Source organism: Agrobacterium sp. AGB01, assembly GCF_014851585.1.
Lineage (GTDB): Bacteria > Pseudomonadota > Alphaproteobacteria > Rhizobiales > Rhizobiaceae > Agrobacterium.
This window is the reverse complement of sequence record NZ_JACVAB010000002.1, coordinates 106270-132666: the sequence shown is the minus strand read 5'-3', so window position 1 is coordinate 132666 and position 26397 is coordinate 106270. Positions and strand designations below refer to the sequence as shown.

Annotated in this window: 25 protein-coding genes; 4 read left to right on the top strand and 21 right to left on the bottom strand. The window is 55.0% G+C overall.

Going from position 1 to position 26397, the window contains the following annotated elements; all coding sequences use genetic code 11:
- Nucleotides 1–140: 140 nt before the first annotated feature.
- Nucleotides 141–920 carry an IclR family transcriptional regulator gene (locus IB237_RS07420; protein WP_192488020.1) on the top strand — a complete coding sequence of 260 codons (780 nt, stop codon included), beginning with the start codon at nt 141–143 and terminating at the stop codon, nt 918–920.
- Between the two features lie 117 nt (nt 921–1037).
- Here the strand turns inward: IB237_RS07420 and tal are convergent, their stop codons facing one another.
- A complete protein-coding gene (gene tal, locus IB237_RS07415) occupies nt 1038–1994 on the bottom strand; it encodes a transaldolase (RefSeq protein WP_192488019.1) in 957 nt (318 codons plus the stop codon).
- Nucleotides 1995–2204: 210 nt separating this feature from the next.
- On the opposite strand from tal, the gene IB237_RS07410 reads away from it, so the two are divergent.
- Nucleotides 2205–3197, top strand: coding sequence for a sugar-binding transcriptional regulator (locus IB237_RS07410; protein WP_192488018.1), 993 nt, complete (start codon nt 2205–2207; stop codon nt 3195–3197).
- Between the two features lie 4 nt (nt 3198–3201).
- On the opposite strand, the gene IB237_RS07405 is transcribed toward IB237_RS07410, so the two are convergent.
- Complete coding sequence (locus tag IB237_RS07405; protein ID WP_192488017.1) at nt 3202–4074, bottom strand: bifunctional helix-turn-helix domain-containing protein/methylated-DNA--[protein]-cysteine S-methyltransferase; 873 nt, start codon at nt 4072–4074, stop codon at nt 3202–3204.
- 77 nt (nt 4075–4151) lie between these two features.
- Nucleotides 4152–4649, bottom strand: a complete 498-nt coding sequence (locus tag IB237_RS07400; RefSeq protein ID WP_192488016.1) for a DUF2244 domain-containing protein — start codon at nt 4647–4649, stop codon at nt 4152–4154.
- A gap of 23 nt (nt 4650–4672) precedes the next feature.
- On the opposite strand from IB237_RS07400, the gene nth reads away from it, so the two are divergent.
- Complete coding sequence (gene nth, locus IB237_RS07395; RefSeq protein ID WP_192488015.1) at nt 4673–5443, top strand: endonuclease III; 771 nt, start codon at nt 4673–4675, stop codon at nt 5441–5443.
- On the opposite strand, the gene IB237_RS07390 is transcribed toward nth, so the two are convergent.
- A complete protein-coding gene (locus tag IB237_RS07390) occupies nt 5417–6145 on the bottom strand; it encodes a sulfate transporter family protein (RefSeq protein WP_192488014.1) in 729 nt (242 codons plus the stop codon). The genes nth and IB237_RS07390 overlap by 27 nt on opposite strands.
- Nucleotides 6146–6372: 227 nt before the next feature.
- Between IB237_RS07390 and IB237_RS07385 the strand changes: the two genes are divergently transcribed.
- Complete coding sequence (locus IB237_RS07385; RefSeq protein ID WP_192488013.1) at nt 6373–7209, top strand: MurR/RpiR family transcriptional regulator; 837 nt, start codon at nt 6373–6375, stop codon at nt 7207–7209.
- A 36-nt stretch (nt 7210–7245) separates the two neighbouring features.
- Here the strand turns inward: IB237_RS07385 and IB237_RS07380 are convergent, their stop codons facing one another.
- The 17 genes from IB237_RS07380 to IB237_RS07300 all read right to left on the bottom strand — a co-directional run bounded on the left by IB237_RS07380 (nt 7246) and on the right by IB237_RS07300 (nt 26387).
- On the bottom strand, nt 7246–8817 hold the full coding sequence (locus tag IB237_RS07380; protein WP_192488012.1) for an FGGY-family carbohydrate kinase: 1572 nt from the start codon (nt 8815–8817) through the stop codon (nt 7246–7248).
- A gap of 54 nt (nt 8818–8871) precedes the next feature.
- Complete coding sequence (locus tag IB237_RS07375; protein WP_192488011.1) at nt 8872–9585, bottom strand: HAD family hydrolase; 714 nt, start codon at nt 9583–9585, stop codon at nt 8872–8874.
- Between the two features lie 14 nt (nt 9586–9599).
- On the bottom strand, nt 9600–11081 hold the full coding sequence (locus tag IB237_RS07370; RefSeq protein ID WP_192488010.1) for a mannitol dehydrogenase family protein: 1482 nt from the start codon (nt 11079–11081) through the stop codon (nt 9600–9602).
- A gap of 54 nt (nt 11082–11135) precedes the next feature.
- Complete coding sequence (locus tag IB237_RS07365) at nt 11136–12137, bottom strand: ABC transporter ATP-binding protein (RefSeq protein ID WP_192488009.1); 1002 nt, start codon at nt 12135–12137, stop codon at nt 11136–11138.
- 11 nt (nt 12138–12148) lie between these two features.
- The gene (locus IB237_RS07360) at nt 12149–12973 is read right to left on the bottom strand and encodes a carbohydrate ABC transporter permease (RefSeq protein WP_192488008.1); all 825 of its coding nucleotides are present in this window, start codon (nt 12971–12973) and stop codon (nt 12149–12151) included.
- 11 nt (nt 12974–12984) lie between these two features.
- Nucleotides 12985–13857 (bottom strand): carbohydrate ABC transporter permease, encoded by an 873-nt coding sequence (locus tag IB237_RS07355; RefSeq protein ID WP_192488007.1) that lies wholly within the window; start codon nt 13855–13857, stop codon nt 12985–12987.
- Between the two features lie 165 nt (nt 13858–14022).
- Complete coding sequence (locus IB237_RS07350; protein WP_192488006.1) at nt 14023–15336, bottom strand: sugar ABC transporter substrate-binding protein; 1314 nt, start codon at nt 15334–15336, stop codon at nt 14023–14025.
- Between the two features lie 140 nt (nt 15337–15476).
- Nucleotides 15477–16430: a sugar-binding transcriptional regulator gene (locus tag IB237_RS07345; RefSeq protein WP_192488005.1), complete on the bottom strand. Its 954-nt coding sequence runs from the start codon at nt 16428–16430 to the stop codon at nt 15477–15479.
- 221 nt (nt 16431–16651) lie between these two features.
- The gene (locus IB237_RS07340) at nt 16652–17476 is read right to left on the bottom strand and encodes an ABC transporter permease (protein WP_192488004.1); all 825 of its coding nucleotides are present in this window, start codon (nt 17474–17476) and stop codon (nt 16652–16654) included.
- A complete protein-coding gene (locus IB237_RS07335; RefSeq protein ID WP_192488003.1) occupies nt 17473–18423 on the bottom strand; it encodes an ABC transporter permease in 951 nt (316 codons plus the stop codon). The genes IB237_RS07340 and IB237_RS07335 overlap by 4 nt, the downstream gene beginning before the upstream one ends.
- A 56-nt stretch (nt 18424–18479) precedes the next feature.
- Nucleotides 18480–20015, bottom strand: a complete 1536-nt coding sequence (locus tag IB237_RS07330) for an ABC transporter substrate-binding protein (protein ID WP_192488002.1) — start codon at nt 20013–20015, stop codon at nt 18480–18482.
- Between the two features lie 124 nt (nt 20016–20139).
- Nucleotides 20140–21042, bottom strand: coding sequence for a LysR family transcriptional regulator (locus IB237_RS07325; protein ID WP_192488001.1), 903 nt, complete (start codon nt 21040–21042; stop codon nt 20140–20142).
- Nucleotides 21043–21154: 112 nt separating this feature from the next.
- Entirely contained in the window at nt 21155–21904 is a 750-nt protein-coding gene (locus IB237_RS07320) for an ABC transporter ATP-binding protein (RefSeq protein WP_192488000.1), read from the bottom strand.
- Entirely contained in the window at nt 21901–22734 is an 834-nt protein-coding gene (locus IB237_RS07315) for an ABC transporter ATP-binding protein (protein WP_192487999.1), read from the bottom strand. Before IB237_RS07315 ends, IB237_RS07320 begins: the two co-directional genes overlap by 4 nt.
- Nucleotides 22731–23663 (bottom strand): ABC transporter permease, encoded by a 933-nt coding sequence (locus tag IB237_RS07310; RefSeq protein ID WP_192487998.1) that lies wholly within the window; start codon nt 23661–23663, stop codon nt 22731–22733. The genes IB237_RS07315 and IB237_RS07310 overlap by 4 nt, the downstream gene beginning before the upstream one ends.
- Nucleotides 23660–24727 (bottom strand): ABC transporter permease, encoded by a 1068-nt coding sequence (locus tag IB237_RS07305; protein ID WP_192487997.1) that lies wholly within the window; start codon nt 24725–24727, stop codon nt 23660–23662. The genes IB237_RS07310 and IB237_RS07305 overlap by 4 nt, the downstream gene beginning before the upstream one ends.
- Nucleotides 24728–24746: 19 nt before the next feature.
- Complete coding sequence (locus IB237_RS07300) at nt 24747–26387, bottom strand: ABC transporter substrate-binding protein (RefSeq protein WP_192487996.1); 1641 nt, start codon at nt 26385–26387, stop codon at nt 24747–24749.
- Nucleotides 26388–26397: the final 10 nt, after the last annotated feature.

Sequence of the window (26397 nt, the reverse complement as noted above, 5' to 3'; positions counted from 1 at the left end):
GATGACTGGCCTTCACAATGAGGACATTCAGATGCGGATTGATAATTCATATGTAAACAGTGTATTTATAAGCCGTCAAGCGCAACAGACAGACAACAAGATGTTTGGCATAGGCAAAATGAGGTTAGTGGAGGGGTACCATGACAACCGAAGACAATAGTGATCGCTATCGTGCGCCCGCGCTCGACAAAGGGCTGGATATCCTCGAACTACTGGCCCATACGGATGGCGGTCTGACCCAGGCTGAAATTGCCAAGTCGCTCGGCAAAAGCCCTAGCGAATTTTACCGTATGCTCGATCGTCTGGTACGGCGCGGATACGTCTACCGTCAGGATGGCGACCGCTTTTTCCTCAGCCTGAAAATGTTCGGCCTTGCCCATTTTCACGCCCCTATTCGCAGACTGGTATCGTTCGCCACGCCTGTCATGCGCGACTTCTCCAACAAGGCACAGCAGGCCTGCCATCTGACTGTGCACGACAGAGGCGCTGTCACTGTTATTGCCCAGCAGGATTCATCGACCTATTGGGCGCTGTCGGTGCGGGTTGGCGCGCATATGAGCCTGTTCAACACCGGGTCTGGCCATATCCTGCTGGCTTTCCAGACCGAAACACAACGCGAGATGATGGTTGCCGAGCAGTTGCGTTTCAACGAGGGCATGTCGACACCTGACAATCTCAGTGAAACATTAAGCCGCATCCGGCACGACGGTTATGACATCATGAAAAGCATGCAAACCGCCGTGGTCACGACACTGTCGGCACCGGTGCTGACACTGGATGGCACCGCCATTGCGGCTTTGACTTGCCCGTTCATTGAACCGCTCAGCGCCAATGCGCCGACCCAGAAAGTGTGTCTGGACTATATTGTAGAAGCAGCCGCCCGCATTTCGGAAATCGTTGCCGGCAGCCGCACTCAATAAGAAGATAGATTGCACCACAGCAAATAAAAAACGCGACCGGCAGGGAGACGGTCGCGTTTGGCACTGGAGTATTCTTGGAAATTAAACGGGTAAACGTTTCAAAAGTTCCAACAAACCTCAGGCTGCAAGTTCTTTTTTGACCATCGAGCGCAGTGCAACGAGGTCCTTGGCAAACAGACGGATGCCTTCCGACAGCTTTTCAGTTGCCATTGCATCTTCGTTCAGCATCCAGCGGAACGCCTTTTCGTCCAGCGACTGCAGCGGCTCTGCCGTGACATTGTCAGGTGACAGCTTGCGCTCAAGCGTACCCTGGTCCTTGTCGAGTTCTTCCAGCAACGCCGGGCTGATGGTCAGACGATCGCAACCAGCAAGCGCTTCGATTTCGCCTGCATTGCGGAAGGAAGCACCCATGACGATGGTCGAGATGCCGTTGGATTTGTAGTAGTTGTAGATGCCACGCACCGAGACAACGCCCGGATCGGTTTCAGACGTGTAATCCTGACCGGTGGACTTCTTGTGCCAATCGAGAATACGACCAACGAATGGCGAAATCAGGAATGCCTTGGCTTCTGCACAAGCAATCGCCTGGGCCTTGGAGAACAGCAGGGTCAGGTTGCAATCGATGCCTTCAGACTGCAGAACCTGCGCAGCACGGATACCTTCCCATGTGGAAGCCAGCTTGATGAGAATACGGTCACGCTCAATACCGCGTTCCTTGTAGGCAGCAATGATGCCGTGCGCCTTGGCAATGGAGGCTTCGGTATCGAAGGACAGGTCAGCATCCACTTCGGTGGAAACGCGGCCCGGAACGAGCTTGGCAAGTGCGGCACCAACCGAAATGGCAAGACGATCTGCGACGGCGGCAACAACGGCATCCTGATCGCCGCCCTGTTTTTTACCCCAGCTGACAGCTTCTTTGACCGCATCTGCAAACGCAGGCGTTCCCAATGCTTTAAGAACGATGGTCGGGTTTGTTGTGCAATCGACTGGCTTGAGGCGTGCAACCGCATCAATGTCGCCGGTATCAGCAACCACGGTTGTAATGGAACGGAGTTGATCGAGCTTGGACGTCATCCGGGTGATCCTTATGGATTGACTATAAAACTGCTTCAGCCGCCGTTTCGTTCCCCCATGAAAGCCATGGGAGTGCGGCCGAAATTACGGTCCTGACCTGATTAAAAGTATCGCTTGGCAGATCGACAAAAGTCAAGACATTTGCGCAACGCAATTGACATAAGTTTCACGAAAGTCATACTCGCTGCATAACAAACATTGGTGATAAGCGTGGCGAAACTCAGACGCGAAACCCACACATCCATTTCCGAAGCCTCGTCCCTACGCCTCAGAGCCGCCTGGCTCTATTATAATCAGGGAATGACGCAGAAAGATGTCGCCGAAAAACTGGGGATCAGCCGGTCCACCGTCATTCGCCTGCTCGACGAGGCCATGAAACGGTCCGAAGTCCAGATCTGGATCAACGAAGGTATCGAAGATTTCATTGAGCTGGCGGGACAGCTCGAAAAAGCCTACGGGCTGGACGAGGCCATCATTGTTCCTTCCCCGGCCAACACGTCGGCACCGGCCATCGCAAAGGCAGTGGGACTGGCGCTCGGGCAGTTTCTGTCTGAAGCCATCCCGGAAAATGCCACCATAGGCGTTGGTTGGGGGCGTACCATGACAGCTTCGCTTGCCAGCTTCCGCCCACCGCGTCGTGATAACTGCAAAGTGGTTTCTTTGCTGGGCGGTATCGTCGCCGTACACCAGACCAACCCTTTGGATTACACATGGCGACTGGCAAGCCAACTTGGCGCCGAATGCTACATGTTTCTTGCACCGCTGCTGGTCGATTCCGTCGAAACCCGCAAAACCCTCATTGAAAAGTGCGGACTGAACACGCTTTACGATCTGGCTGAAAAACTGGATATCGCCATTGTCAGCTGCGGCGACATAGGCCCGCAGTCCACGTCATTGTCCGAAGGTTTTATCAGCCGCCAGACGCTGGAAGAACTGATCGATGCAGGCTGCGTCTGCGATACAATGTTCAACTTCCTCGACAAGGACGGCAATTCCGTTGAGCATCCAATCAACCAGCGCGTCATGTCGATCGACCTCGAGACGCTGAAGAAAGCAAAGCACATTGTTCTGGCATCCGGTGGCGCGCAGCGTGCTGTCGCCATTCAGGCCACAATACGACGCATCGGCTGTAACACCCTTATAACAGATGAAACAGCCGCACGGGCATTGCTGGCCCTGTCAAACGACTGTTCCGCCGCCTGACATCTCAGGCGTGCGCGGATTCCCAGCCGAGCATGGCCCTTTTACGCGTCAGGCCCCAATGGTAACCGGTCAAGGCACCACTTTTGCCAAGCGCACGGTGGCAGGGCACCACGAATGACACCGGGTTTGCACCGACAGCGGCACCCACCGCGCGGGAGGCCGTGGGCTGGCCAATATCCTGCGCGATGTCGGAATAGGTAACCGCCTTACCAAACGGGATCTTCAACAGGCTTTTCCAGACACGGACCTGAAAATCCGTGCCCAGCAGCACCACGCGAAGCGGCTGGTCGCAACGCCATGCCTGCGGCTCGAAAATACGCGAGGCATAAGGCATGGTGGCGGCAACATCTTCGACGTAATTCGCCTTCGGCCAACGCTGCGCCATATCCTCGAAACAGGCGGCCTCTTCACCGGCATCGGCAAAGGCAACGCCCGCCAGACCACGGTCGGTGACCATGACGAGCGCCAGACCGAATGGAGAGACATGATAACCCCAGCGGATCGTCAGTCCTTCACCCTTGGCCTTCCATTCACCCGGCGACATGGCCTCATGTGTAACGAACAGATCATGCAACCTGCCCGGCCCGGACATGCCAACCTCGATGGAGGTTTCCAGTAACGGCAACTGTTCCTGACGCAATAGACGTTTCGCATGATCGAGCGTCACAGCCTGAAGAAACGCTTTCGGTGACAGACCGGCCCACCGCGTGAATGTCTTCTGCAACTGTGTTGGCGATCTGCCCATACGCGCCGCAATCATTTCCAGCGATGGCTGATCACGGTAGTCCACCGTCATGATCTCGATGACCTGCCGGACGGTCTCGTAATCGGAACCGTCCGGTGTGATGTCTTCCTGCAAAATAAGATCGGCTTTCATCGCATGTCTCCTTGGCAACAGAAGACCACGGACAGACGATCATCGCCACCCGTTTCTTGCGTCTGCAAACCATCACGTTAAATTCTGCGTCTTACTCTGGCCAAAGCACCCTTGAATGCTTTCGCAAAGCTTTCACGATCATCCGGATTGAGAAAGGAGCCGACATCCGTCATTTGCCCCTGACCTGAAACATGCATGGAGAGGATGCCGAATTCCTCGTGTCGACGCACCCGAAACCGTGTCCAGAACGGGTTGAAAACATGCTCTTCCATCCGTCCGGAAGGAGCGTATTTACGCACCGACAGGCGGGTGCGCCAGACGGTGACTTCCTCCCGTCTGCGCGCGGCCCGATAGTTGAGTTTGAAGGCTCCATAAAGAAGCAGAAAATCAAGACCGAAGAACACGCCAACCAGCCAGGCGCCGGTAACGACAAAAAACACCCCGTAGACGAAGCAGACCATGCCGGTCAGTAACAGCAGCACCCGAAACCCTTTTCGCCCCAGCGAACGGTGTGGCACCAACTGTGCAGCAAAAACCGGTTCATCGTTTATCGTATCCACGTTGCGTTCCCGCATTCCGGCTGGCTATAGATGAAGGCATGACAATAGCGAAGAAACGATCCAGCACCCAAACCTTGCAAAAGTCAAATCAGACTTCTGCGCGTAAAGGACGCACGCCCCGCTCCCTGTATTCGAAGGCAGATCTGGAGGAGATCTTCCGGCGTTTTTCTGTGCAACGACCTGAGCCCAAGGGTGAACTGGAACACACCAACCCTTTCACGCTGTTGGTGGCGGTTGCACTGTCAGCGCAGGCAACGGATATTGGTGTGAACCGGGCAACACGTGCCCTGTTCAAGATCGCCGATACCCCACAAAAAATGCTCGACCTTGGTGAGGAACGGCTGATCGATCACATCAAGACGATCGGACTTTATCGCAACAAGGCCAAGAACGTCATTTCGCTCTCGCGCATGCTGATCGACAATTTCGGCGGCGAGGTGCCAAAAACTCGCGACGAACTTGTCACGCTGCCAGGTGTGGGGCGCAAAACCGCCAATGTGGTGATGTCCATGGCGTTCGGCGTACCAACACTGGCCGTTGATACCCACGTCTTTCGTATTGCCAACCGGCTCTGTCTGGCACCGGGCAAGACCCCGGATGACGTTGAAGACAAGTTGATGAAAATCATACCGGAACAATACCTGTTCCACGCCCATCACTGGTTGATCCTGCATGGACGATACTGCTGCAAGGCCCGCAAACCGGAATGCGAGCGCTGCGTGATCGCTGATCTATGCAAGTCACCTGAAAAATCCTGCGATATTCCGGCTCCGCTGGTCGAGTTACCGGCCCAACTGTTGCGTGACTAACGGTGGTTCGCGCTTGCTGATGGATTTGTGCAAATGCACCATCAGCGAGGCAGCAAACAGTGGCGTCAGCAGGTTTACGAACGGGATGGCGAGGAACAGCGCGATAACGAGGCCGGCGGTAAACACCGTGGCCGCGTGTTTTGCGCGCAACTGGCGAGCTTCATCGGGCGTCCTGAACCGCATGGCAGCAAATTCGAAAAACTCTCGGCCCAGGAGGTAACCGTTGACCAGAAAGAAAGCGATCAGATTGACGCCGGGAACCAGTAGCAACAACAGCGCGATCAGGTTGCCAAGAATGATTACGCCAAAAAACTTGAGGGAAGCCCAAATGGCCTCGCCCATCGGCATGGCACGGCCCGGCGCATCTTGCGGATAATCGCGTTTCTCAAGCACTTCGGCCACATCGTCGAGAAACAGACCAGCAATGATGGCTGTTACCGGCGCAATCAGCAAGGCCAGTGCCAGTGCCAGCCCGATGCCTGCGAGAATTGCAAACACAAATCCAAGCCAGCCTGCCCAGTCCGGAATACCCGGCAACAGCGTATCGATCCACGGCAACGCTAAGTAAATGAACAGCTGTCGGATGGCCACCCAAAGGCCAGCCAGCACCAGCAGGGTAAGAGCCAGTACCTTCCAGAAAACCGAACGTGTCTCGGGCGAAAGGATGTTGGTCAAGGCCAAACGTGTCGCATCAAATATCATTTGGTCCCTCGCAAAGTCACAATTGTTTCCCACATAGGAAGGTAGTGCGGTTATCGCAATGGAGACCCGGGCAAGCATTAATAAAATGTAAATGCAACACCCAAGATTTGGCTTGAAAAAAAGCACTTTCTAATTTAATGTTTGTCCCATGACAGCTTATGGGGGAAATAGTTTGCCAACTCATGCGGCACGCTCCTATAGGGGTCGCGATCAACAGGCAAACGGCGTTGGAAAATCTACTCCTGAAACTGACCCGGCTTTTGAAATTCGGAACGCCTTCCGAGCGTAGAATTGCAAAATACCTTTTGGAACATCTCGCGGAATTGCCATTCGAAACGGCTGCGACCTTAGCCCAGCGCCTTAACCTCAGCCCGATGACTGTCGGTCGCTTTATCCGTTCGCTCGGTTATCAGCAGTTCAGCGACATTCGCCAGCATTTGCGCGATCCCGCTTCGTTGCAGCTGCCGCAGACAGACATCGTGGCACCGAAACAACCGGACACGCCGGAAAACGCTCTTTCGGCGCTTTTGCTGCAGCAGGTTCAGTCCATTCAAAACGTCTACGACCTCTGTCGCCAGCCTGTCTGGCAACAGACGCTTGATGCCATTGCTTCCAGCGAAGATGTGTTCATCGTCTCCTGCTGCGACGCGTTTTGCATTTCCGATTACCTGCATTCAAAATTGCTGGAACAGCGTGGCAATGTGCATCACCTGAGAGAAAAAGGCGCGGGTTATGTCGCACTTTTTGACGGCAGACCCGAAAACACCACACTGATTATCGTGGATTGCGGCGGCAACCCGGCGCATGTCCAACGTCTCGGACATGAGGCAGTCAAAGCCGGTTACACCGTCGTATTGATTACCGGCCGTTATTACGAATGGGGTCCGGGCAGTGCCAGTATCTGCCTGATGATCCCGCTGGTGCCGATGACCGATCATGGCAGTGCCATTCAGCTGCTGTCGATGATCGAGTTTTTGGCTTGTGCCGTCACAAAACAGCTGCAGAGCGAAAACGAGGATCGCAGCCAGCGGCTGATGGAATTGAACCGGGTCCTAGCGTTCTGAAACGGTAAAACCGCTGGCATCGCAGAACACAAAGTGTCAAAGGCTTTCGAGTTCCTCACGATGTCTCTGCATGGCCATAAACCGGCGATAATCACGGTCATAACCACCGGTGAGATCCGGATTGGGCCGTAACATCTCTCCGGCCGAATGCATTGCCTTACCGGCAGCAAAAAGATCGGCATGCACGCCAGCGGCTGAGGCCGCCGTCATTGCCGTGCCGAGCAGCACGGCATCAACCGTTTTTGACATCAAGATATTTCGACCGGTCACATCGGCATACAGCTCCATCAGCAACCTGCTGTGCACATGACCACCCGTCACATGCAGCGTATCGATGTGGTAGCCGGTGTCTTCCATAGCTTCGAGAATATGCCGCGTGCCAAGCGCGATGGACACGGCTGTGCGCCAATATAGACGGCAGAGCCCGTCAAAGGACATGTCCAGCGTCAGGCCGCTGACAACGCCCAACGCATGGGGATCAGCCAAGGGGGATCGATTACCATGGAAGTCAGGCAGCACATGCAGCCGACTACCAAACTCCGCCCCCTCCATCACCCGCAATTGCTGCACGCGTTGCTCTATACGCTGGTGCAAACTGGTCTCAGGTTTACCACCAGCTGCATGCATCTGCACGATGTAGTCGAGCAGGCCGCCACTGACCGATTGCCCACCCTCGACCAGCCAATGGCCGGGCAGCACACAATCCCAATACGGTCCCCACAGGCTGTGGCCCGGTTTGGGTTTTTCCGTTAAGGCAACGAGGCAACTGGATGTGCCGGCAATCAGCGCGGCATGCTGCTCGATATCATCTTTCAGGCAACCGCCCAAAGCGCCAAGCGCGCCCGCATAGGCATCAATCATGCCTGCAGCAACCTTGCAGCCGGTATCAAGCCCAAGCTGCTGTGCGGCTTCGGCGGAGACAAATCCGACGCTTGCCCCCGGCCCAATGGCCGATGACGGCAAACCGCCGCGCGACAGCAAATCCTCAAGACCGGCCATTGCCAGATAATCTTCGGACCAGCCACCATCATGCGCCAGAAAATTCCACTTGGCCGTGAGCGTGCACAGTGACCGGTTGGCCGAACCCGAGGCTTTCCAGGTCAGAAAGTCTGCCAGATCAAAAAAGTAACCCGAACGCTGCCAGGTTTCCGGCATTTGTTGCTTCAGCCACATCAGCTTGGGGATTTGCATTTCCGGTGAAATTGACTGGCCGGAAAATTCCAAAACCGGATGGCCGGAAGCGGACAAAAAGTCACTTTGGGCCAGAGCACGGTGATCAAGCCAGACAATCGTGTCAAAACGGTCTTCACCCGTGACCGACACAGTAACCGGCTCACCTTTTTTACCACGCACAACCAGCGAACAGGTCGCATCGAACCCGATGGCAGCAACTTGGCCCGCGGTTACCTTCGCAATATCAAGGGCTTCACGCACACAGCGGCAAACCACTTGCCAGATTTCTTCCGACTGGTGTTCCGCATGGTTTTCCTGTGGCCTGCTCATGGAAATTGGATGTGCGACACGCGAAAGCAAGGCGCCCTTCACTGTGAACACGCCGACACGCGCGCTGCCGGTGCCCACATCGACCGCCACGAGAAACTCACGCATACGGATAATTCCCACCCCTTGGCATCATTCAAAAACCGGACCCTGAATCAGGCTTCAAGAACGCATCGGTCTTTCGTTGGTTGCATGACCGTTTTTTGTAAATTGACTGACAAGGTGGACCAAATCGTCCATGTCGTCAAACATGCCGTGCGGTTGCAGGATTTCAATTTTTTGACGAAAGGCTGGAAAGCGGGCGTGGCTTGCCCCGGTAAATGCAAGAACAGTCATGCCAGCAGCCTTTGCAGCGATGATACCGGCAGGGCTGTCTTCCACAACAATGCAGTCCGATGGGCTGGTCTGCATGTTTTCAGCGGCAAACAGAAACAGGTCAGGTGCCGGCTTACCATTCTTGACCATGGTCGCGCTGAAAATATGCGGCTCCAGCTTGTCCAGCAGACCAGTCAGGCCAAGGGAAAAACGAATGCGCTCTGGCTGGCTGGATGACGCAACACAACGGCGGCACTCGAGATTATCCAGTGCCTGCGCAACACCGGTGACAGGTTTGAGATCCGTGCGAAAGCGTTCATAGAGAAGGCTGCGCATATGGTCGAGAAAGTCGATATCGGTTTCAACCCCGTAATCATTCCACAGGGTTGAAATCATGCTCGCGACGCTGCGCCCCAGGAAACGATCATACGCATCCTCTTCTGAAATATGCACGCCCAGATGGGACAGCATCTCGATCAGAACGGCAATCGACAGCGGCTCACTATCAACAAGAACACCATCGCAATCGAAAATCAGCAGAGGAGTGTTTTCGTTATGCATGGCGCATCTCTTTGTCAGCTGGTGAGCTTGTTTTGCAGATAAAGTTCAAGTGTCTTTGCCGTACCTTGGCTCCACAGCGTCCGCAAGGCATGCGCGAAGCGTTTGCGGAAAAGTTCTGACTTGGCGACCTCGCCAAAAATGTCGTCGAACACCAGGAATGCCGACGGATCGTCCTTGGCCTTGATGGCTGCAGCTTGCAGGCGCTCGGCGCTGGCATCGTTAAATACGATCTTCTGGCCGCTATCGGACGTGCCGTGGAAATACCGGCACCAGAGCGCCGAAACCAGCGACAGACCAACAATATCCTCACCGCGCGCCAGACGGTCAGCCGTCGATGGCAGAATGAATTTTGGCTGACGGTTGGAGCCATCCTGCGCCAGACGTGGAATGGTGTCGCCAATTTTCGGGTTGGCGAAACGTCGCTCGATCAGATCGAAATAGGCGTTGAGGTCAGTATCCGGCACCGGCGGGATAACCGGAATGATTTCGTCTTTTTCCAGCTTGGCAAGGAAAGCCCGGATCAGCGGATGTTCCATCGCCTCATGCACAAAGTGGATGTCCAGCAAAGCGGCAGGATAGGCAATGGCGGCATGACCGCCATTGAGAATGCGGATTTTCATATGCTCGTAAGGTGCGACTTCGGGCACGAACTGCACACCGGCCTTTTCAAGCTTCGGACGACCTGCCGGGAAATTGTCTTCCATCACCCACTGTTTGAACTCTTCGCAAAACACCGGCCAGTTATCTTCAATGGCAAAGTCATCGCGGGCAATGTTGATTTCGCGTTCACCGGTCGCCGGCGTGATGCGGTCCACCATCGAGTTGGGGAAGGAAACATTGGCCCTGATCCAGTCGGCAAAAGCCGGATCGGACAGCTTCGCAAGACCAACCACCGCATTCTGGGTCACTTTGCCATTATGCGGAATGTTATCGCAGGACATCACGGTAAACGGCTGAATGCCGCGCTCCTGGCGCGCCTTCAAACCGGCCACGATAAAACCGAACACCGTCTTGGGTGCAGCCGGATTACGACCATCTTCGACAATGGCAGGATGTGCCGGATTAAACGAACCGGACGCATCGATGAAATAGCCACCCTCGGTAATCGTCATCGAGACGATACGGATCTTGGGATCTGCCAATGTTTCAACGGTCGTATTGATATCGCCGACTTTCAAGATATCGATCATCGGCCCCGTCACCCGGGCAGCCGTACGGTTGTTATCCTGTTCAACAACCGTCGTCAGGAAATCCTGCGCCGCAAGTTTTTCGCGCATCGCGGTGTCAGATGGTAATACGCCTGCACCAATGATCGCCCAGTCATGATCATGACCTTCATTGAACAGGTCATCCAGATAGACGGCCTGATGAGCGCGGTGAAAATTGCCAACCCCGAAATGCACAATACCAGCAGAGAGTTGCGCACGGGAATAGGCAGGAACAGAGGCAGTCGCTTTTACCTGATCGAGTGTTGCCAGAGAGAGTTTGCAGGTCATGGTACTATCCTCGATAGGAAACATTATTCGTGATGCCAAGTGCCTGAGCCAAGCTCAGGCAATGGCGATACCCCGCTCGTCGAAACGATGCAGTTTGCCTTCATCCGGCGTCAGGAAAACCGTGTCGCCGTGTTTGCATTGGAATTCGCCGCCAGCACGTGCCGTGATGCTGCCAATGCCTTCAACATCAAGGTGCAGGAACGTGTCTGAGCCCAGATGTTCCGCCACCACGACCTTGCCCTTCCAGACGCCGCTTTCATGCGACAATGAAATGTGCTCAGGCCGCACGCCGACAGTCGCCGCATTCTTCGATTGGGCGTAAGCACCCTTGAAAAGGTTCATGCGTGGGGAACCGATAAAACCTGCCACGAACAGGTTGGCAGGAGAGCGGTAAAGCTCCATCGGAGAACCAACCTGCTCGATGTTACCGCGGTTAAGCACCACGATCTTGTCAGCCATGGTCATGGCTTCCACCTGATCGTGCGTGACGTAAATCATCGTTGTTTTCAGCGTGTTATGCAGCTGCGAAATTTCCAGACGCATGGTGCCGCGCAACGCCGCGTCCAGGTTGGAAAGAGGTTCGTCAAACAGGAACGCCGATGGCTCTCGCACAATCGCACGACCAATCGCCACACGCTGGCGCTGGCCGCCGGAAAGCTGTGAAGGCCGACGCTCCAGATAGTCGGTCAGATTGAGGATACCGGCCGCATCGGTGACCTTCTTGTCGATGGCCGCCTTGTCCATCTTGGCCATCTTCAACGGAAAGCCGATATTGTTGCGCACACTCATATGCGGATAAAGCGCATAGGACTGGAACACCATGGCAAGACCGCGCTCGGCCGGTGCCGTTTCCGTCACGTCTTTGCCATCAATAATGATCTGACCACCGGTCACATCTTCCAGTCCGGCAATCAGGCGCAACAGGGTGGACTTGCCACAGCCGGACGGTCCGACGAACACCACGAACTCACCATCGTTGACATCGAGATCGATGGAAGGAATAACCTTGGCCTCACCAAAGGCTTTCGAGACTTTTCTGAGAGAAATGCTGCCCATTGTTTTTATCCTTATTTGACCGCGCCGAAGGTGAGGCCGCGAACGAGTTGCTTCTGGGAAAACCAGCCAAGAACGAGGATTGGTGCAATCGCCATCATGGATGCTGCCGAAAGCTTTGCCCAGAATAGACCCTGAGGGCTGGAGAAAGACGCGATGAACGCCGTCAACGGAGCTGCATTCGTGGTCGTCAGACGGATGGTCCAGAAGGACTCGTTCCATGCCAGAATGACATTCAGGAGAAGCGTAGACGCGATACCCGGCACCGCCATCGGTGTCAGCACATGCACGATTTCATTCCAGAGTGACGCGCCATCCATTCTGGCCGCCTCGAGAATTTCACCCGGAATTTCACGGAAGTAGGTGTAAAGCATCCACACCACGATCGGCAGGTTGATGAGCATCAGCATGACGGTCAAACCGATGCGGGAATCCAGCAAACCGGCATCACGGAACATCAGATAGATCGGCACCAGCACAGCGACAGCAGGCATCATCTTCGTGGAAAGCATCCACATCAGAATATCCTTGGTGCGCTTGGTCGGCGAAAATGCCATCGCCCAAGCCGCCGGAATGGCAACGATCAGCGCCAGGATGGTTGAGCCAACCGACAGGATGACCGAGTTCATGAACGGCTTGAAATAGTCCCGCTGCGTGTTGACGGTGACATAGTTTTCAAACGTTCCCGATGGCCAGAGGCTGAACCCGGCAATCGCTTCCGGCTCGGTCTTTATGCTGGTGATGAATGCGTAGAGAATGGGGAAAAAGATAATCAGCGCAACAGCCCAGGCAGCAATTGTCAGACCGATTTTTCTTCCTTTGGTAATTTGGCGAGCCATGACAAAGCCTCCTATCGGTCCAGGTTCTTGCCAACGGCGCGCATCAGGAAGATGGCAACCACATTGGCCAGTACAACGGCGATGATACCGCCAGCGGAAGCTCCGCCTACATCGTAGCCCAGCAAAGCAGTGCGGTAGATGAGGAAGGCGAGATTGGTCGAAGCGTAGCCCGGACCGCCATTGGTCGTGACAAGGATTTCCGCATAGACGCCAAGCAGAAAGATCGTCTGGATAAGGATGACGACTGTAATTGCGCGCGCCAGATGCGGCAGCACCAGATAAATGAACCGGTTGATGAAGTTTGCGCCGTCCATTTCGGCCGCTTCCTTCTGTTCGCCGTCAAGCGATTGCATGGCCGTCAACAGAATGAGCGTTGCAAAAGGCAACCACTGCCACGCGACGATGATAACAATTGATAACAATGGAAACTGTGAAAACCAGTCGATCGGTTGAAACCCGAATAACCTGTTCAAGTCCGCCAGCACCCCGTATCCGGGATGCATGATCATGTTTTTCCAGATCAGCGCAGCAACCGGCGGCATGACGAAAAACGGCGAGATAATCATGATACGCACGATGCCCTGACCGAAAATCGGCTGGTCGAGCAACAGTGCAATGGCGATGCCACCAATGACGGTGATCAGCAGCACGCCGCCAACAATCACCAGCGTGTTCCAGATCGACTGGAAAAAGGCCGGATCGGTATAGAAAAACTTGTAATTGAACAGACCTGCGAAACTGACATTGGCCGGGTTCAGCAGATTATAGTTCTGGAAAGAGAACCAGAGCGTCATTGCCAGCGGCACGATCATCCAGACCAGCAGCAGCAAAACGGAGGGCGCCATCATCACGCGCGCCAGATTTTTTGTATTTTGCGTAGCCATCGATGCGGCTCCCTCCCAATGACGTTCCTTGTTTGATCAGCAAACAACGTCTGGCATTTTCTTGTTTTGAATGGGTGTCAACGCAGGCCCATGCCCGACCAACTCAAGCAGTCAGTGCATGCCCACTGCCCGGCACCAGGTGCCGGACAGTGGTCTTCAGGAGGATTACTTGATGTAACCGGAGCGGGTCATTTCACGCGTGGCGGTGGACTGCGCGCCAGCAAGGGCGTCATCAACGCTGGACTGACCGGCAACCACAGCAGAGAAAAGCTGGCCAACCGTTGTACCGAGTGCCTGGAACTCAGGAATAGCCACGAACTGGCCACCTGTGTACGGCACTGGCTTCACCGTTGGTTTGGTTATGTCAGCCGCATCCATCGCTGCAAGGGTCGGCTCGGCAAATGGAGCCGCCTTCTTGTATTCTTCGTTCTTATAGAGCGAGGTGCGTGTACCCGGAGGAACGTTTGACCAGCCTTCCTTGGAGGCTACAAGCGCGGTGTAATCCTTGCTTGTTGCCCACGAAATGAATTTTTCAGCAGCTTCCGACTTCTGCGAGCTGGCAGGAATGGCAAGGTTCCAGGACCACAACCAGTTGCCGTGGTTCTTCAATTCACCCTGTGTTGGGAACAGCGCATAGCCGACCTTGTCAGCAACGGTGGAATCCTTCGGGTTAGACACGAAGGATGCAGCAACCGTGGCATCAATCCACATGCCGCATTTGCCCTGCTGGAACAATGTCAGGTTTTCGTTGAAGCCGTTGGAGGAAGCACCGGACGGGCCGGCATCCTTCATCAGGTCCACGTAGAACTGAAGGGCATTTTTCCACTCAGGCTGATCGAACTGCGGCTTCCAGTTTTCATCGAACCAGCGACCGCCGTAGGAGTTGGCAAGAGCGGTGACGAACGCCATGTTCTCACCCCAACCGGCCTTGCCACGCAGGCACATGCCGTTGATGTCTGCAGAACGATCGGTAATCTTGCGTGCAGCATCGCCAATGAATTCCCATGTTGGGTTTTCCGGCATCTTCAGACCAGCTTTTTCGAACAGGTCCTTGCGGTACATGATCATCGCGGATTCGCCATAGAACGGCGCCGCGTAAAGTTTGCCCTCAACGGACAGACCACCGCGGATAGCAGGCAGAAGGTCATCAACGTCGTAGTTATCGCCGAGCTTCTCAAGAGGCAGCAGCCAGCCCTGCTTGGCCCAGATTGGAACTTCGTAGTTACCGATTGTCAGCACGTCATACTGACCGCCCTTGGTGGCAATATCCGTGGTGACGCGTTCACGCAGAACGTTCTCTTCCAGTGTAACCCATTCCAACTTGATGTCTGGGTTCTTGGAGGTGAAGTCTTCCGTCAGACCCTGCATACGGATCATGTCGCCATTGTTGACGGTTGCGATGGTGAGGGTTTCAGCCGAAGCCATGCCCGCAAAGGCGAGCGCTGAGCATGCGCCCAGCAAAATTGTTTTCAATGTCATATCTTCCTCCCAGAAGAAAATTGAGCATTCGCTTTGCTCCAGGGCAATTACTCACTTAAGGCAAGATAAAGTCAAGCCCCGACCTGTCACATTGATGCGACCGGCAATTAACGATATGAAAAGGAATGATTATTTTTTGCTCAGTGAGAGAGCAAATATTCGGCGGCACGTTCGTCGGTAATCAAACCATTGAGCAAACGTCCCCGCAAAGCAGCCAGCATGGGCAGTAATTTACGTTGCCCCTGCGCGATGCCAATGACGACAGAACTGTCGCGAGACGGAAGCGGCACACTCGCCACCCGCTGGTTGACGATGTTGTCGAGGATATGGCCATTCTCATCATACATCCAGCCGCAGATTTCCCCGGCTGCACCCTGAGCAACCAGCGCCTTCATCTCGTCGACACCAAGGAAACCATCGAGACACAGAGGCGCGTTCTCACCCATTTCACCAACACCGACAAACGTCACGTCAGCGGCCGTGCCCAAAGCCAGTGTTGAGCGCACAAGCGGTTGATCATGCAGCAGTTCCCGCTCTTCCGCAGATGAACACAACACAGGCAAAGGCATCGGGAAATGCCGCGCCTTGATGGCATCGGCCATGCTGAAGATGACGTTGTAATAGGCTGCAGAGCCATCTGGTCCGATATTGCCGGTCAAAGAAACGATCCGGTGCTGCGGGCACTCCATCGGCGGCAATTGGTCCACTGCCGCTTTCAGTGTGCGGCCGGTACCCACCGCAAGCACGATAGGGTCTGGCCGTTTTAACCATCGCTCGATCTCTGCCGCTGCGGCCTCGCCAATGCCGACCGTGGTCGAAATCCCCTCGGGGTCGCTCGGTACCACCTCGATATATCGAAGGTCGAATTTCTGACGCAGGGCTTCTGCCTTTTCAAGGCATGCAGCGATGGGATGATCCAGCCGTACTTTAATGAGACGCTCAGCCACCGCCAGCGACACGAGACGCTGCGCGGTCTGGCGGGAAATGCTCATGGCTGCAGCTATTTCATCCTGCGTACGTCCAGCAACATAATAGAGCCAGCCAGCACGTGCTGCATCATCCAGACGACTGCCAGTCTCGGACCGCTTTGCCATTCAACAGCGCCTTTCTCAAGAATCCCGCCTGTTTTGCTGCCATTATTTGCGGGCCGCTGTCAAACAGTGCCTGCTAGGATACGCCTGAAAATCACGTTGCACCACGCATTTGCAGGCAAATTAACAGTGGCAAAGATGACCACGCCGAACATCAGGCATCAATAGAAAATAACAGTAAAAACAAATAGATAAATGTTTCCATAATACCAGGGGTGCCGATTTCAGGTTGAGCGCGAGCGAGGATCCAACAAGTCTCGCAAACCATCTCCCAACATATTGAAACCAAGCACGGCAAGCGCAATGGCAATACCCGGCATGATGGCAAGCCATGGCGCCACACCCAGATAAGTTTGTGCTTCCGACAGCATACGCCCCCAGGTTGGGGTGGGTGGTGGCATGCCAAGACCAAGGAAACTCAGTCCCGTTTCGGTGAGAATGGCAAGACCAAGTTGGATTGTAATCTGCACAGTAATGATATGGGCAATATTCGGCAGAATATGCGCCCGCGTGATCTGCAAACGACTGCGCCCCATGGCAATGGCTGCGGTAACATAATCACGCGTCCAGATTTGAAGCGCGGAGCCCAGCGTCAATCGCGCAAACACCGGCACCATAAACACGGCAATCGCGACGATGGCCGTAAAACGCCCGGCACCGAGAAACGCGCCAAGCATCATCGCCGAAAGAATGGGCGGTAAAGCAAAGATGATATCACACAGGCGCATGACAATGTTTTCCGTCACCCCGCGTTTGGCGGCCACCACAACACCGATCAGGCTGCCAACACTGGCACCGAGCGTCACGGCAATCAGCGAGATTGAAATTGAGTTCCATGCACCCACCATCAGCATCGACAGAACGTCACGCCCGAAATGATCCGTGCCAAGTAACCCCTGCTCCAGCGGTGCCTTAAGCTTGTTGGCGATCTGCATTTTTGTGGGCGAATACGGCGTCCAATACAGCGACAACACGGCAATGGCCAGCAACAGCGTGGTTATGACAAAACCGGTCATGAAGATCGGGCGACGTATGGCGGATACCGTCATGACACTTGCGCTCTCAAGCGAGGGTCGATGAAGAGATAAGCCAGATCGACAAGGAAATTCATGATGATAACCAGAGCGCAGAAAAACATGATCACGCTTTGCATGACAATGATATCGCGCTGTGACAGGGCCTGATAGGCAAGCCTGCCCAACCCCGGCAGGTTGAAAACATTCTCGACCAGCACAGTTCCAGCAATCAGGAATGTGAACTGCAATCCGATCATCGTCACCACAGGAACCAGCGCGTTGGGCACGGCATGGCGCCAGACGGTGGCAGCTTCGCTTAAGCCCTTGGCGCGCGCGGTGCGGACATAATCCTCATTCAGCACTTCCAGCACGGCCGACCGGCTGACCCTTGTCAGCACACCGGCCTGTGAAAGCGCCAGTGCCACCGCTGGCATGACAAGTGCCTGCAAACTGGCAGCAATGCCAGCCTGCCAGCCGGGAAAACCACCAGCTGGCATCCAGCCCAGCAATGTCGAAAACAGAATGATCAGCAACAGCCCAACCCAGAAACCGGGCACTGCTATGCTGACATAAGAGAACATGCCAGCCACCACATCAAACGCCCTGTTGCGGTTTCTGGCCGCATGCACACCGAGTGGCAAGGCAATGGCAATGGACAGCACAATGGCCATCAACGCCAGTGGCACTGTAACCTTCAGCCGTTCCAGAACAAGACCCGTCACCGGCACGCCATAGGTGATGGACTGCCCGAGATCGCCCTGCAAAACACCGGCGAGCCAATGCAGGTAGCGCAGTGGCAAAGGCTGGTCCAAGCCCAGTTGTTGTTGAAGGGCCGCTAGTGTCTCCGGACTGGCCGAGGTGCCAAGCATGATGGCCGCCGGATCACCCGGCAGCAGCCCCATCACAAAAAAGATCAGCACTGAAACGACAGCTAGGGTCAGCATCAGATTGAGTAGGCGACGACCGACGAGTTTCAGCATAATACCTTCCACAACACGGCGGTCATACCACGTCTCTCAACCTGTAAACCCAAGGATTACTCTTCCCAATGAACGTCGCTCAGGACGTTCGACGGAATAGGTTCGTTTTCCCATAATCCCTTCAGCTTCCCGTCCCAGACGCCCAGTTTTGGCATCACGAACAGGAACAGCGCCGGCACATCCTTTGCCAGAATTTCCTGTGCGTCTTCGTAGAGCGCATCCTGCTGGGCAATATCAGGTGTCATCTCGACATTGCGGATGATCTCATTGAAGGCCGGATTGCGATAATTGAAGTAGTAGGGCTCCCGTGAGTAGATATCGATGTCCATCGGCTCGGCATGCGCGACAACGGTCATGTCGTAGTCTGCACCCTTCAGTACATCGGAAACCCACTTGGCCGGAAATTCCGTCGTTTCGATATTCATCGTTACGCCAATTTCCGCAAACATCGCCTGAAGGACTTGCGATGTGCGTTGGGAATACGCCATTTGAGGCGCCTTGATCGTAAAGGTCAGGCCATTGGCGTGCCCGGCCTCAGCCAGCAGTGCCTTCGCCTTTTCAGGGTCGTACGGGTATGTGCCGGTCATATCGACATAGGCGCGGTCATTGGGCGTGTAGTGGCTGCCAATCGCCGTACCATAACCAGACCATGCACCTTCTATTACGGCCGAACGATCCACGGCCATCATCAGGGCCTGACGAACCCGCTTGTCGTCAAACGGCTTGCGGGTATTGTTCATTCCCGCAACAACCTTCAATTCGGTATTGCCAATGACGGTCACCAGACGCTTGTCGCCATCAAAGGAATGCATCAGTTCCGGTGCACCAAATTCCGGAAATGCATCAACATCGCCGGCTTTCACAGCCGCAGCCTGCGCCTGCGGGTCGGTGATGAAACGGAACGTCGCCTTTTCAAGCTGGATCGATGCGGAGCTGTCCCAATAGGCATCGTAACGAGCCAATTCGACCTTGTCGCCCTTGGCCCAGTTCACAAATTTGAATGGTCCGGTACCAACAGGCGTGGTCTTGTTGTTCTCGGCAGATTTCGGAGCAACAATCACCGATGCAGGCCAACCCAGCCAGTACAGCAGACTGCCGGCAGGTTGCTTCAGTTTGATGACGAGAGTGGTGGCATCAGGCGTGTCGATCGTATCAATCGAGGTAAAGAACCGTTTTTGCGGGTTAACCGATGCATCGCCACGCGCCCGGTCCAGTGCAAACTTGGCAACGGACGAATCGAACGCTTCGCCATCATGAAAGCTGACACCACTGTGCAGCGTGAATGTGTAGGTCTTGCCATCGTCAGATATCGTCCAGCTTTCAGCCAGCTGTGGTTGAATCTTGCCGTCATGGTCGATGCGGACCAGACCTTCAAAAATATTCTGCCATGTCACCTGACCGATAGCGACAGGTGCGGCAATGGTCGGATCAAGCCCTGCTGGCTCTATGCCCATGCCAAGAACAAGCGTGGTCTTGGGTGCAGCCAATACGGATGCAGGAACAAAGGACAGTGCCAGAGCACCACTGAACGCAATGCCAAGCGCCACGCGCCGCGTCAGCTGTACCGGCTGCGAAAAATATCTGCGCATCATTATCCCCCGTTAAGCGGCAACAGCAAAGAAATACACTGCCGCATATTCGCAAAATCGCGCAAACATTTTGTGTTCATCGCGTTGCCGAAATCGCTACACGAAGTCAGGGGTAAAAATCAACCACCTACTCTGAAATAGATTGCTGCATGAAGTGCTCGATGAAATCGGCAAGCGTTGAAGCGGCAAAGGACAGCTCCCGGTCGGGCGCAACACAAAGCTCGACATGGGTGCGAACGCCCTTGGTGCCACACAGAGGGATCGCGACCATCAGTCCGGCATTGATTTCGCGTTTGACCGCCATGGCAGGCAACACCGTTACGGCGGTTTCGTCCAGGACGAGCTCTTTCAGAATTTCGAGTGAGCTTGCCGTAACCACCGGTTCACAAGAAATCCCCGCTTCGCCAAACAGGGCATCAAAGGCTTGTCGTGCCGCAAAATTCTTTTCCGGAAGCGCCAATGGCAGGGCCGCAAGGTCTGCGAGTGATATGCCATCTTTACCGGCAAGAGCATGGCGAGCCGGGAGAATGACATCATAGGCGATTTCGCGACGAGCGCGGATTTTGACCTCGGAGGTCTTTGGCGCAAACAGCGTGATGGCGATATCGGCCTGCGCGGAGACAAGCGCATCGATGGCTTGACGGGCACTGGTAATCCGCACTTCGAAACGCAGTTTGGGATAGGTCCGGCTAAACTGAGAAAGAACCGGTGCAAGCAGGCTCGAAACCGCCGCGCCATTGGCATAGATTGTTACCTGTCCACGCTCTAGCCCCTTCAGGTCATCTATCAGCTGATGGACCTGATCGAGTTCACGCAGGGTCTTGCCTGCCCGTGCGGCCAGAAATTCACCAGCAGCCGTTAGCGTCACGCCCCGGCTGGATCGTTCCACGAGTTGTGTTCCGAAATACTCCTCGAGATTTTCAATCTGGCGGCTGATGGCTGTTGGCGCAACGTTGAGGTTTTCCGCTGCCGCACGCATTGAGTTGGTGCGCACCAGTTCGTCGAAATACAGCAATGCACGCAGGTTCATCCGGCAGAAATCCTTCTAAAACAGGCGGAGCATAGGGGAGATAATGTCACACGAAAACATCTCATTCCTGACACGCACAGGAATGAGATGGGTCGCGAGACACACGTCTTGCTCAGTTGCGGCGGAAACCTTCGCTCGCCACCAGCAGCTTGTGTGTGTAATCGGCAGAAAACTCGCGGGTTTCCAGTGCCTTTGCAGCCAGCATCTCCACAACCTTGCCGCTTTTCATCACCGCCAGGCGTTCACACATATGGCTGATGACGCCAAGGTCGTGACTAACCATGACGAAGGTCAGTTTGCGCTTCTTGCGTGCCGTTTCCAGGAGATTGAGGATTTCAGCCTGAATGGAAGCATCGAGAGCAGACGTCGGCTCATCCAGCAGCAGGATTTTAGGCTCCACGATCAACGCGCGGGCAATGGCAATACGTTGACGCTGGCCACCTGAAAGCTGATGCGAATAACGGAAGCGGAAACCTGCACCGAGACCAACCTCATCCAGCGCACGCGATATACGGTGCTCGCGATTATCCATGCCGTGAATGACAAGCGGCTCCAACAGCAGGGCATCAACCGTCTGGCGCGGATGAAGGGAACCATAGGGATCCTGAAACACCATCTGCACGTCGCGGTAAAAGCTCTTGTCGCGCTTTTTGCCCTTGTAGGAGCGTCCGGCAACCGAAAGGCTGCCCTCTTCAAAGGAGGCAAGCCCGGCAATCGCACGCAACAGCGTGGATTTACCCGAACCGGATTCACCCACGATGCCAAAGGATTCACCTTGCGCCACATCAACACTGACCTGATCGAGCGCCACGAAATCATCATAGGCGACCACCATGTCACGAACAGAAAGTACAGCCGTCATAGCGCCCACTCCGGTTTGCGTTCCAGAACCGGCAGCGGATGACGATCATCACCGATCTGCGGAAGACATTTCAAAAGCCCCTGCGTGTAGGGATGTTTGGCCGAGGCAAGGTCTGCGGAAGGCAATTCTTCAACCACCCGCCCTGCATACATCACGATAACCCGGTCACAGAAGGACGACACCAGTCGCAAATCATGGGACACAAAAATCAGCCCCATGCCACGCTCGGTCACAAGCTTGTCGAGAATGCCAAGCACTTCCAGCTGCACCGTCACATCGAGTGCAGACGTCGGTTCATCGGCAATCAGAAGTTCTGGCCCGCAGACCAGCATCATGGCAATCATGACGCGCTGGCCCATGCCGCCTGAGACTTCATGCGGATAAAGATTGAACACACGTTCCGGGTCACGGATCTGTACCGCTTCCAGCATGTCCAAGGCCCGTTTGCGTGCCTCGGAAGAACCTATGCGCTCATGCGTTTTCAGCGTTTCGACAATCTGGCGACCAATCGTCATGACAGGATTGAGCGAATATTTCGGGTCCTGCAAGATCATGGCAACACGCTTGCCACGCAGCGCCCGCCGCCGGCTCGCGGACATACCAAGCAAATCCTCGCCCGCAAATTCGAGACGGTCTGCCTCGATTTTCGCGTGTCCCGGCGTCAGGCCCATAATGGCCCTGCCCGTCTGCGATTTGCCGGAGCCGGATTCGCCCACGATGCCTAGACGTTCCTTGCCAAGCGTAAACGATACGCCACGCACCGCTTGCACCTCACCCGTTCGTGTCGGAAAGGTCACGCGCAGGTTTTCTACCGTCAGAAGCGGCGTCATTGTCCAGCCTCCTTCGGGTCAAGCGCATCACGCAAACCATCACCCAGCAGGTTGAACCCAAGGCTGACGATGAGAATGGCGATACCCGGCATGGCGGCAACCCACCACTGGTCGAGAATGAAACGACGCCCGGACGCGATCATCGCACCCCATTCAGGCAGCGGCGGCTGTGCGCCAAGGCCCAGAAAACCGAGACCGGCAGCCGTTAGGATGATGCCGGCCATATCCAGCGTCACACGCACGATCAGCGACGACATGCACAGCGGCATGACGTGTTTCAGCACGATGCGAAGTGGTGAAGCACCCATCAACTGCACAGCGGCAATGAAGTCCGAATTGCGGAAGGTCATGGTCTCTGCACGGGCAATACGCGCGTAAGGAGGCCATGAGGTCAGCGCAATCGCCAGAACCGCATTTTCAATACCCGGTCCGAGAGCCGCGACCAGCGCAAGCGCCAGAACCAGCTTTGGAAATGCCAGAAAGATATCGGTAATGCGCATCAGAACCGCATCGACCCAGCCACCAGCATAACCGGAAACCGTACCGATGATCAGTCCGACAGGTGCTGCAATGATCGCCACCAGTCCAACGACAAACAGCGTCAGCCGCGAACCGTGGATAAGACGCGAAAGGATATCGCGTCCCTGATCATCAGTGCCAAGCCAGTACCCTGCCGTGCCCGGTGGCATAAGGCGCGCATTGCGCAAATCGCCCTGTACCGGTGAGTGCGGCGCCAGCACATCGGCAAAAATGGCCACCAGAATAAGAGCCAGAATAATACCGAGACCAGCAAGCGCCAGTCGGTTTTCAGAAAACCGCCGCCAGATAATATAGGCACGACCAAGCCGTGCCTGCTTGCGCGAGGTTGGACGGTCCGACAGCAGCCATTCACGACTATAGGGTTTAAGTGATGTAGTCAGTCTATTCATCGGCTGCGCGTCCTCGGATCGAGTGTGCGGTACAGCAGGTCGGACAAAAGGTTGATGCCGACGAAGACGGCACCCACAACGATGGTACCACCCAGCACGGCATTCATGTCCGCATTCTGAAGCGAATTGGTAATATACAGCCCAAGACCGGGCCATGCGAAGATTGTTTCCGTCAGGACCGAGCCTTCAAGCAATCCGGCATAGGACAGTGCAATCACCGTCATCAGCGGCACGGCAGCATTGCGCAATGCGTGGAACCAGATGATGCGGGCCTCGGAAAGACCTTTGGCGCGAGCTGCCACGACATATTCCTGTGCCAGTTCATTTAGCATGAAGCTGCGCGTCATGCGGCTGATATAGGCAAGAGAGAAATAGCCAAGCAGACCGGACGGCAGAATGATGTGACGGAACAAGTCCCACAAAACATCCCATTGCCCCTGCCATGCGGCATCGAACAGATAAAAGCCGGTAATGGGCGTGAACGTAAATTCGTAAACGATATCAATACGCCCGGGATAGGCCACCCAGTTCAGCTGCGCATAAAATACCAGAAGAGCTAGAAGTCCGAGCCAGAAGATCGGCACAGAATAACCAACAAGTCCAATGATGCGAACGATCTGGTCGATAAAGCTGCCGCGTTTGACAGCTGCCAATACACCAAGCGGAATACCAAACACCGCACCGATCAGCGTACCAATCGTAGCAAGCTCCATGGTGGCGGGGAAAACGCGCTTGATGTCCTGCATGACCGGATTGGTCGTGAGAACGGAAATGCCGAAATCACCCGACAGTGCCTGCCGGATGTAAATGATGAATTGATGCCACAAAGGCAGATTGAGACCGAGTTGCTCACGCACCCGTTCCACAACATGCGCCGGTGCACGGTCTCCCACGATGGCCAAAGCCGGATCGATAGGCACAACACGACCGATAAAGAAGGTTACGGCCAACAGACCCAAGAAGGTCGTGATGACGGTAAGGGCGAAGCCGAGAACGGCTTTAAGGCGTGCGTTGGCGCGGCTTTTGCCGCGCCTTGCCTTTGGTTTTGTATCCACGATGCTCAAAAGCGTGATCCCTTACGGATCAATCCTTGGAGATCGGGAAAACGAAGTTGGTGTCAAAGCTCGGACCAAGCTTGAAACCCTTCAGTTTGGCGGAGTAACCGGCAACTTCTGTCTGCTGGAAAATCACGACAAACGGGCCGGCTTCAAGAACCTTCTTCTGAAGGTCTTCGTAAATCGCCGCACGCTTGGCATTGTCTTTTTCCAGAAGCGCAGACTGTGTTTCCTTCGTCAGCTCAGGCACGTCCCAGGCGTTGCGCCAAGCAAGTGTCTTGTTTTTGCCTTCGTCGGAGTTGTCATAGTTAATGGTGAATGTTTCAGCATTGGAGTTCGGGTCGAAATAGTCCGAGCCCCACTGGCCGATGTAGATGTCGTGCGTACGTGCACGATACTTTGTCAGTGTCTGCTTGCCATCACCTGGAATGATTTCCAGCTTGATGCCAGCCTGCGCAAGTGTCTGCTGTACGCTTTCGGCAATGCCGGTTACCGGCTGCGTGTTGCGAACATCCATGGTGACAGTGAAGCCATCAGCGAGACCGGCCTTTGCCAGCAGTTCCTTGGCCTTGGCAACGTCCAGCTTGTATGGGTTCTCGTCGAGTGCACCCAACTGGCCCTTTGGTAGGAATGTCTGGTGGATTTCGCCGATGCCCTTGATCAGGGTTTCGCCAATCGCGTCGTAATCAACGAGGTATTTGAAGGCCTCGATGACTTCAGGCTTCTTCAGGTTCTCGTTTTTCTGGTTGAGGCTGAAGTAATAGACGGTGCCCTTTGGTGCTGAGGTAACCGAGAGGCCTTCCTTCTTGGAAACGGCTTCCATGTCGCCTGGCTCAAGGTTACGGGCAACGTCGATGTCACCGTTTTCCAGCGCCAGACGCTGACCGGAGCTTTCCTTCATGTGACGGTAAACGACACGCTTCAGCTTTGGTGCTTCACCGTAATAGTTGGTGTTGGCTTCCAGAATAACCGCTTCATTGGCCTTCCAGCCAAGGATCTTGTACGGGCCGGAACCGGCGTATCCGGTCTTCAGGAACTCGTTGCCGAAATCTGTTTCATATTTGTAGTCGTCGGTCGGAGTAACGGCCTTTGCCTTTTCCTCGATCAGCTTTTTGTCGATAACGGACGCAACAGTAGAGGTCAGCACGTTGAGAACGAAGCTCGGTGCATAGGCCTTGTCGACGGTCAGGACAAAGGTCGCATCGTCTGAAGCCTTCGCCTTTTCAGTGACGTTGTCGCCGGTCAGGCCGAACTGCGTCAGCAGGAATGCAGGGGATTTATCAAGCTTGACTGCACGCTCAAACGAGAACGCAACGTCAGCAGCCGTAATCGGGTTGCCGGAAGCAAACTTCAGGCCCGACTTCAGCTTGAACGTATAGGTCATGCCATCGTCAGAGATCGTCCAGCTGTCGGCCAGATCGCCAATCACCTTGGACGTATCGTCAATATTGATCGTGACCAGCTTGCTATAGGTGTTACCGGTCACTTCCGCCGCCGACAGCTCGAACGCCTCACCCGGATCGAGCGAAATAATGTCGTCGATTGCGAACCCTTCTACCAGCGTGTCCGCCGGTGTTGCAGCAAACACCTGTGGTGCAAATGCAACCGACAGGGCGAGCACAGCACTGGTGCTGAGGATACGCATGTTTTTATTGAACGACTTAATCATAGTTTCCCCT

What these genes read in the sequence shown, in the direction of transcription:
- IB237_RS07420 (WP_192488020.1), top strand. Translation starts at nt 141, where the DNA reads ATGACAACCGAAGACAATAGTGATCGCTATCGTGCGCCCGCGCTCGAC.
- tal (WP_192488019.1), bottom strand. Translation starts at nt 1,994, where the DNA reads ATGACGTCCAAGCTCGATCAACTCCGTTCCATTACAACCGTGGTTGCT.
- IB237_RS07405 (WP_192488017.1), bottom strand. Translation starts at nt 4,074, where the DNA reads ATGAAAGCCGATCTTATTTTGCAGGAAGACATCACACCGGACGGTTCC.
- IB237_RS07400 (WP_192488016.1), bottom strand. Translation starts at nt 4,649, where the DNA reads ATGCGGGAACGCAACGTGGATACGATAAACGATGAACCGGTTTTTGCT.
- nth (WP_192488015.1), top strand. Translation starts at nt 4,673, where the DNA reads ATGACAATAGCGAAGAAACGATCCAGCACCCAAACCTTGCAAAAGTCA.
- IB237_RS07390 (WP_192488014.1), bottom strand. Translation starts at nt 6,145, where the DNA reads ATGATATTTGATGCGACACGTTTGGCCTTGACCAACATCCTTTCGCCC.
- IB237_RS07380 (WP_192488012.1), bottom strand. Translation starts at nt 8,817, where the DNA reads ATGCGTGAGTTTCTCGTGGCGGTCGATGTGGGCACCGGCAGCGCGCGT.
- IB237_RS07375 (WP_192488011.1), bottom strand. Translation starts at nt 9,585, where the DNA reads ATGCATAACGAAAACACTCCTCTGCTGATTTTCGATTGCGATGGTGTT.
- IB237_RS07370 (WP_192488010.1), bottom strand. Translation starts at nt 11,081, where the DNA reads ATGACCTGCAAACTCTCTCTGGCAACACTCGATCAGGTAAAAGCGACT.
- IB237_RS07365 (WP_192488009.1), bottom strand. Translation starts at nt 12,137, where the DNA reads ATGGGCAGCATTTCTCTCAGAAAAGTCTCGAAAGCCTTTGGTGAGGCC.
- IB237_RS07360 (WP_192488008.1), bottom strand. Translation starts at nt 12,973, where the DNA reads ATGGCTCGCCAAATTACCAAAGGAAGAAAAATCGGTCTGACAATTGCT.
- IB237_RS07355 (WP_192488007.1), bottom strand. Translation starts at nt 13,857, where the DNA reads ATGGCTACGCAAAATACAAAAAATCTGGCGCGCGTGATGATGGCGCCC.
- IB237_RS07350 (WP_192488006.1), bottom strand. Translation starts at nt 15,336, where the DNA reads ATGACATTGAAAACAATTTTGCTGGGCGCATGCTCAGCGCTCGCCTTT.
- IB237_RS07345 (WP_192488005.1), bottom strand. Translation starts at nt 16,430, where the DNA reads ATGGCAAAGCGGTCCGAGACTGGCAGTCGTCTGGATGATGCAGCACGT.
- IB237_RS07340 (WP_192488004.1), bottom strand. Translation starts at nt 17,476, where the DNA reads ATGACGGTATCCGCCATACGTCGCCCGATCTTCATGACCGGTTTTGTC.
- IB237_RS07335 (WP_192488003.1), bottom strand. Translation starts at nt 18,423, where the DNA reads ATGCTGAAACTCGTCGGTCGTCGCCTACTCAATCTGATGCTGACCCTA.
- IB237_RS07330 (WP_192488002.1), bottom strand. Translation starts at nt 20,015, where the DNA reads ATGATGCGCAGATATTTTTCGCAGCCGGTACAGCTGACGCGGCGCGTG.
- IB237_RS07325 (WP_192488001.1), bottom strand. Translation starts at nt 21,042, where the DNA reads ATGAACCTGCGTGCATTGCTGTATTTCGACGAACTGGTGCGCACCAAC.
- IB237_RS07320 (WP_192488000.1), bottom strand. Translation starts at nt 21,904, where the DNA reads ATGACGGCTGTACTTTCTGTTCGTGACATGGTGGTCGCCTATGATGAT.
- IB237_RS07315 (WP_192487999.1), bottom strand. Translation starts at nt 22,734, where the DNA reads ATGACGCCGCTTCTGACGGTAGAAAACCTGCGCGTGACCTTTCCGACA.
- IB237_RS07310 (WP_192487998.1), bottom strand. Translation starts at nt 23,663, where the DNA reads ATGAATAGACTGACTACATCACTTAAACCCTATAGTCGTGAATGGCTG.
- IB237_RS07300 (WP_192487996.1), bottom strand. Translation starts at nt 26,387, where the DNA reads ATGATTAAGTCGTTCAATAAAAACATGCGTATCCTCAGCACCAGTGCT.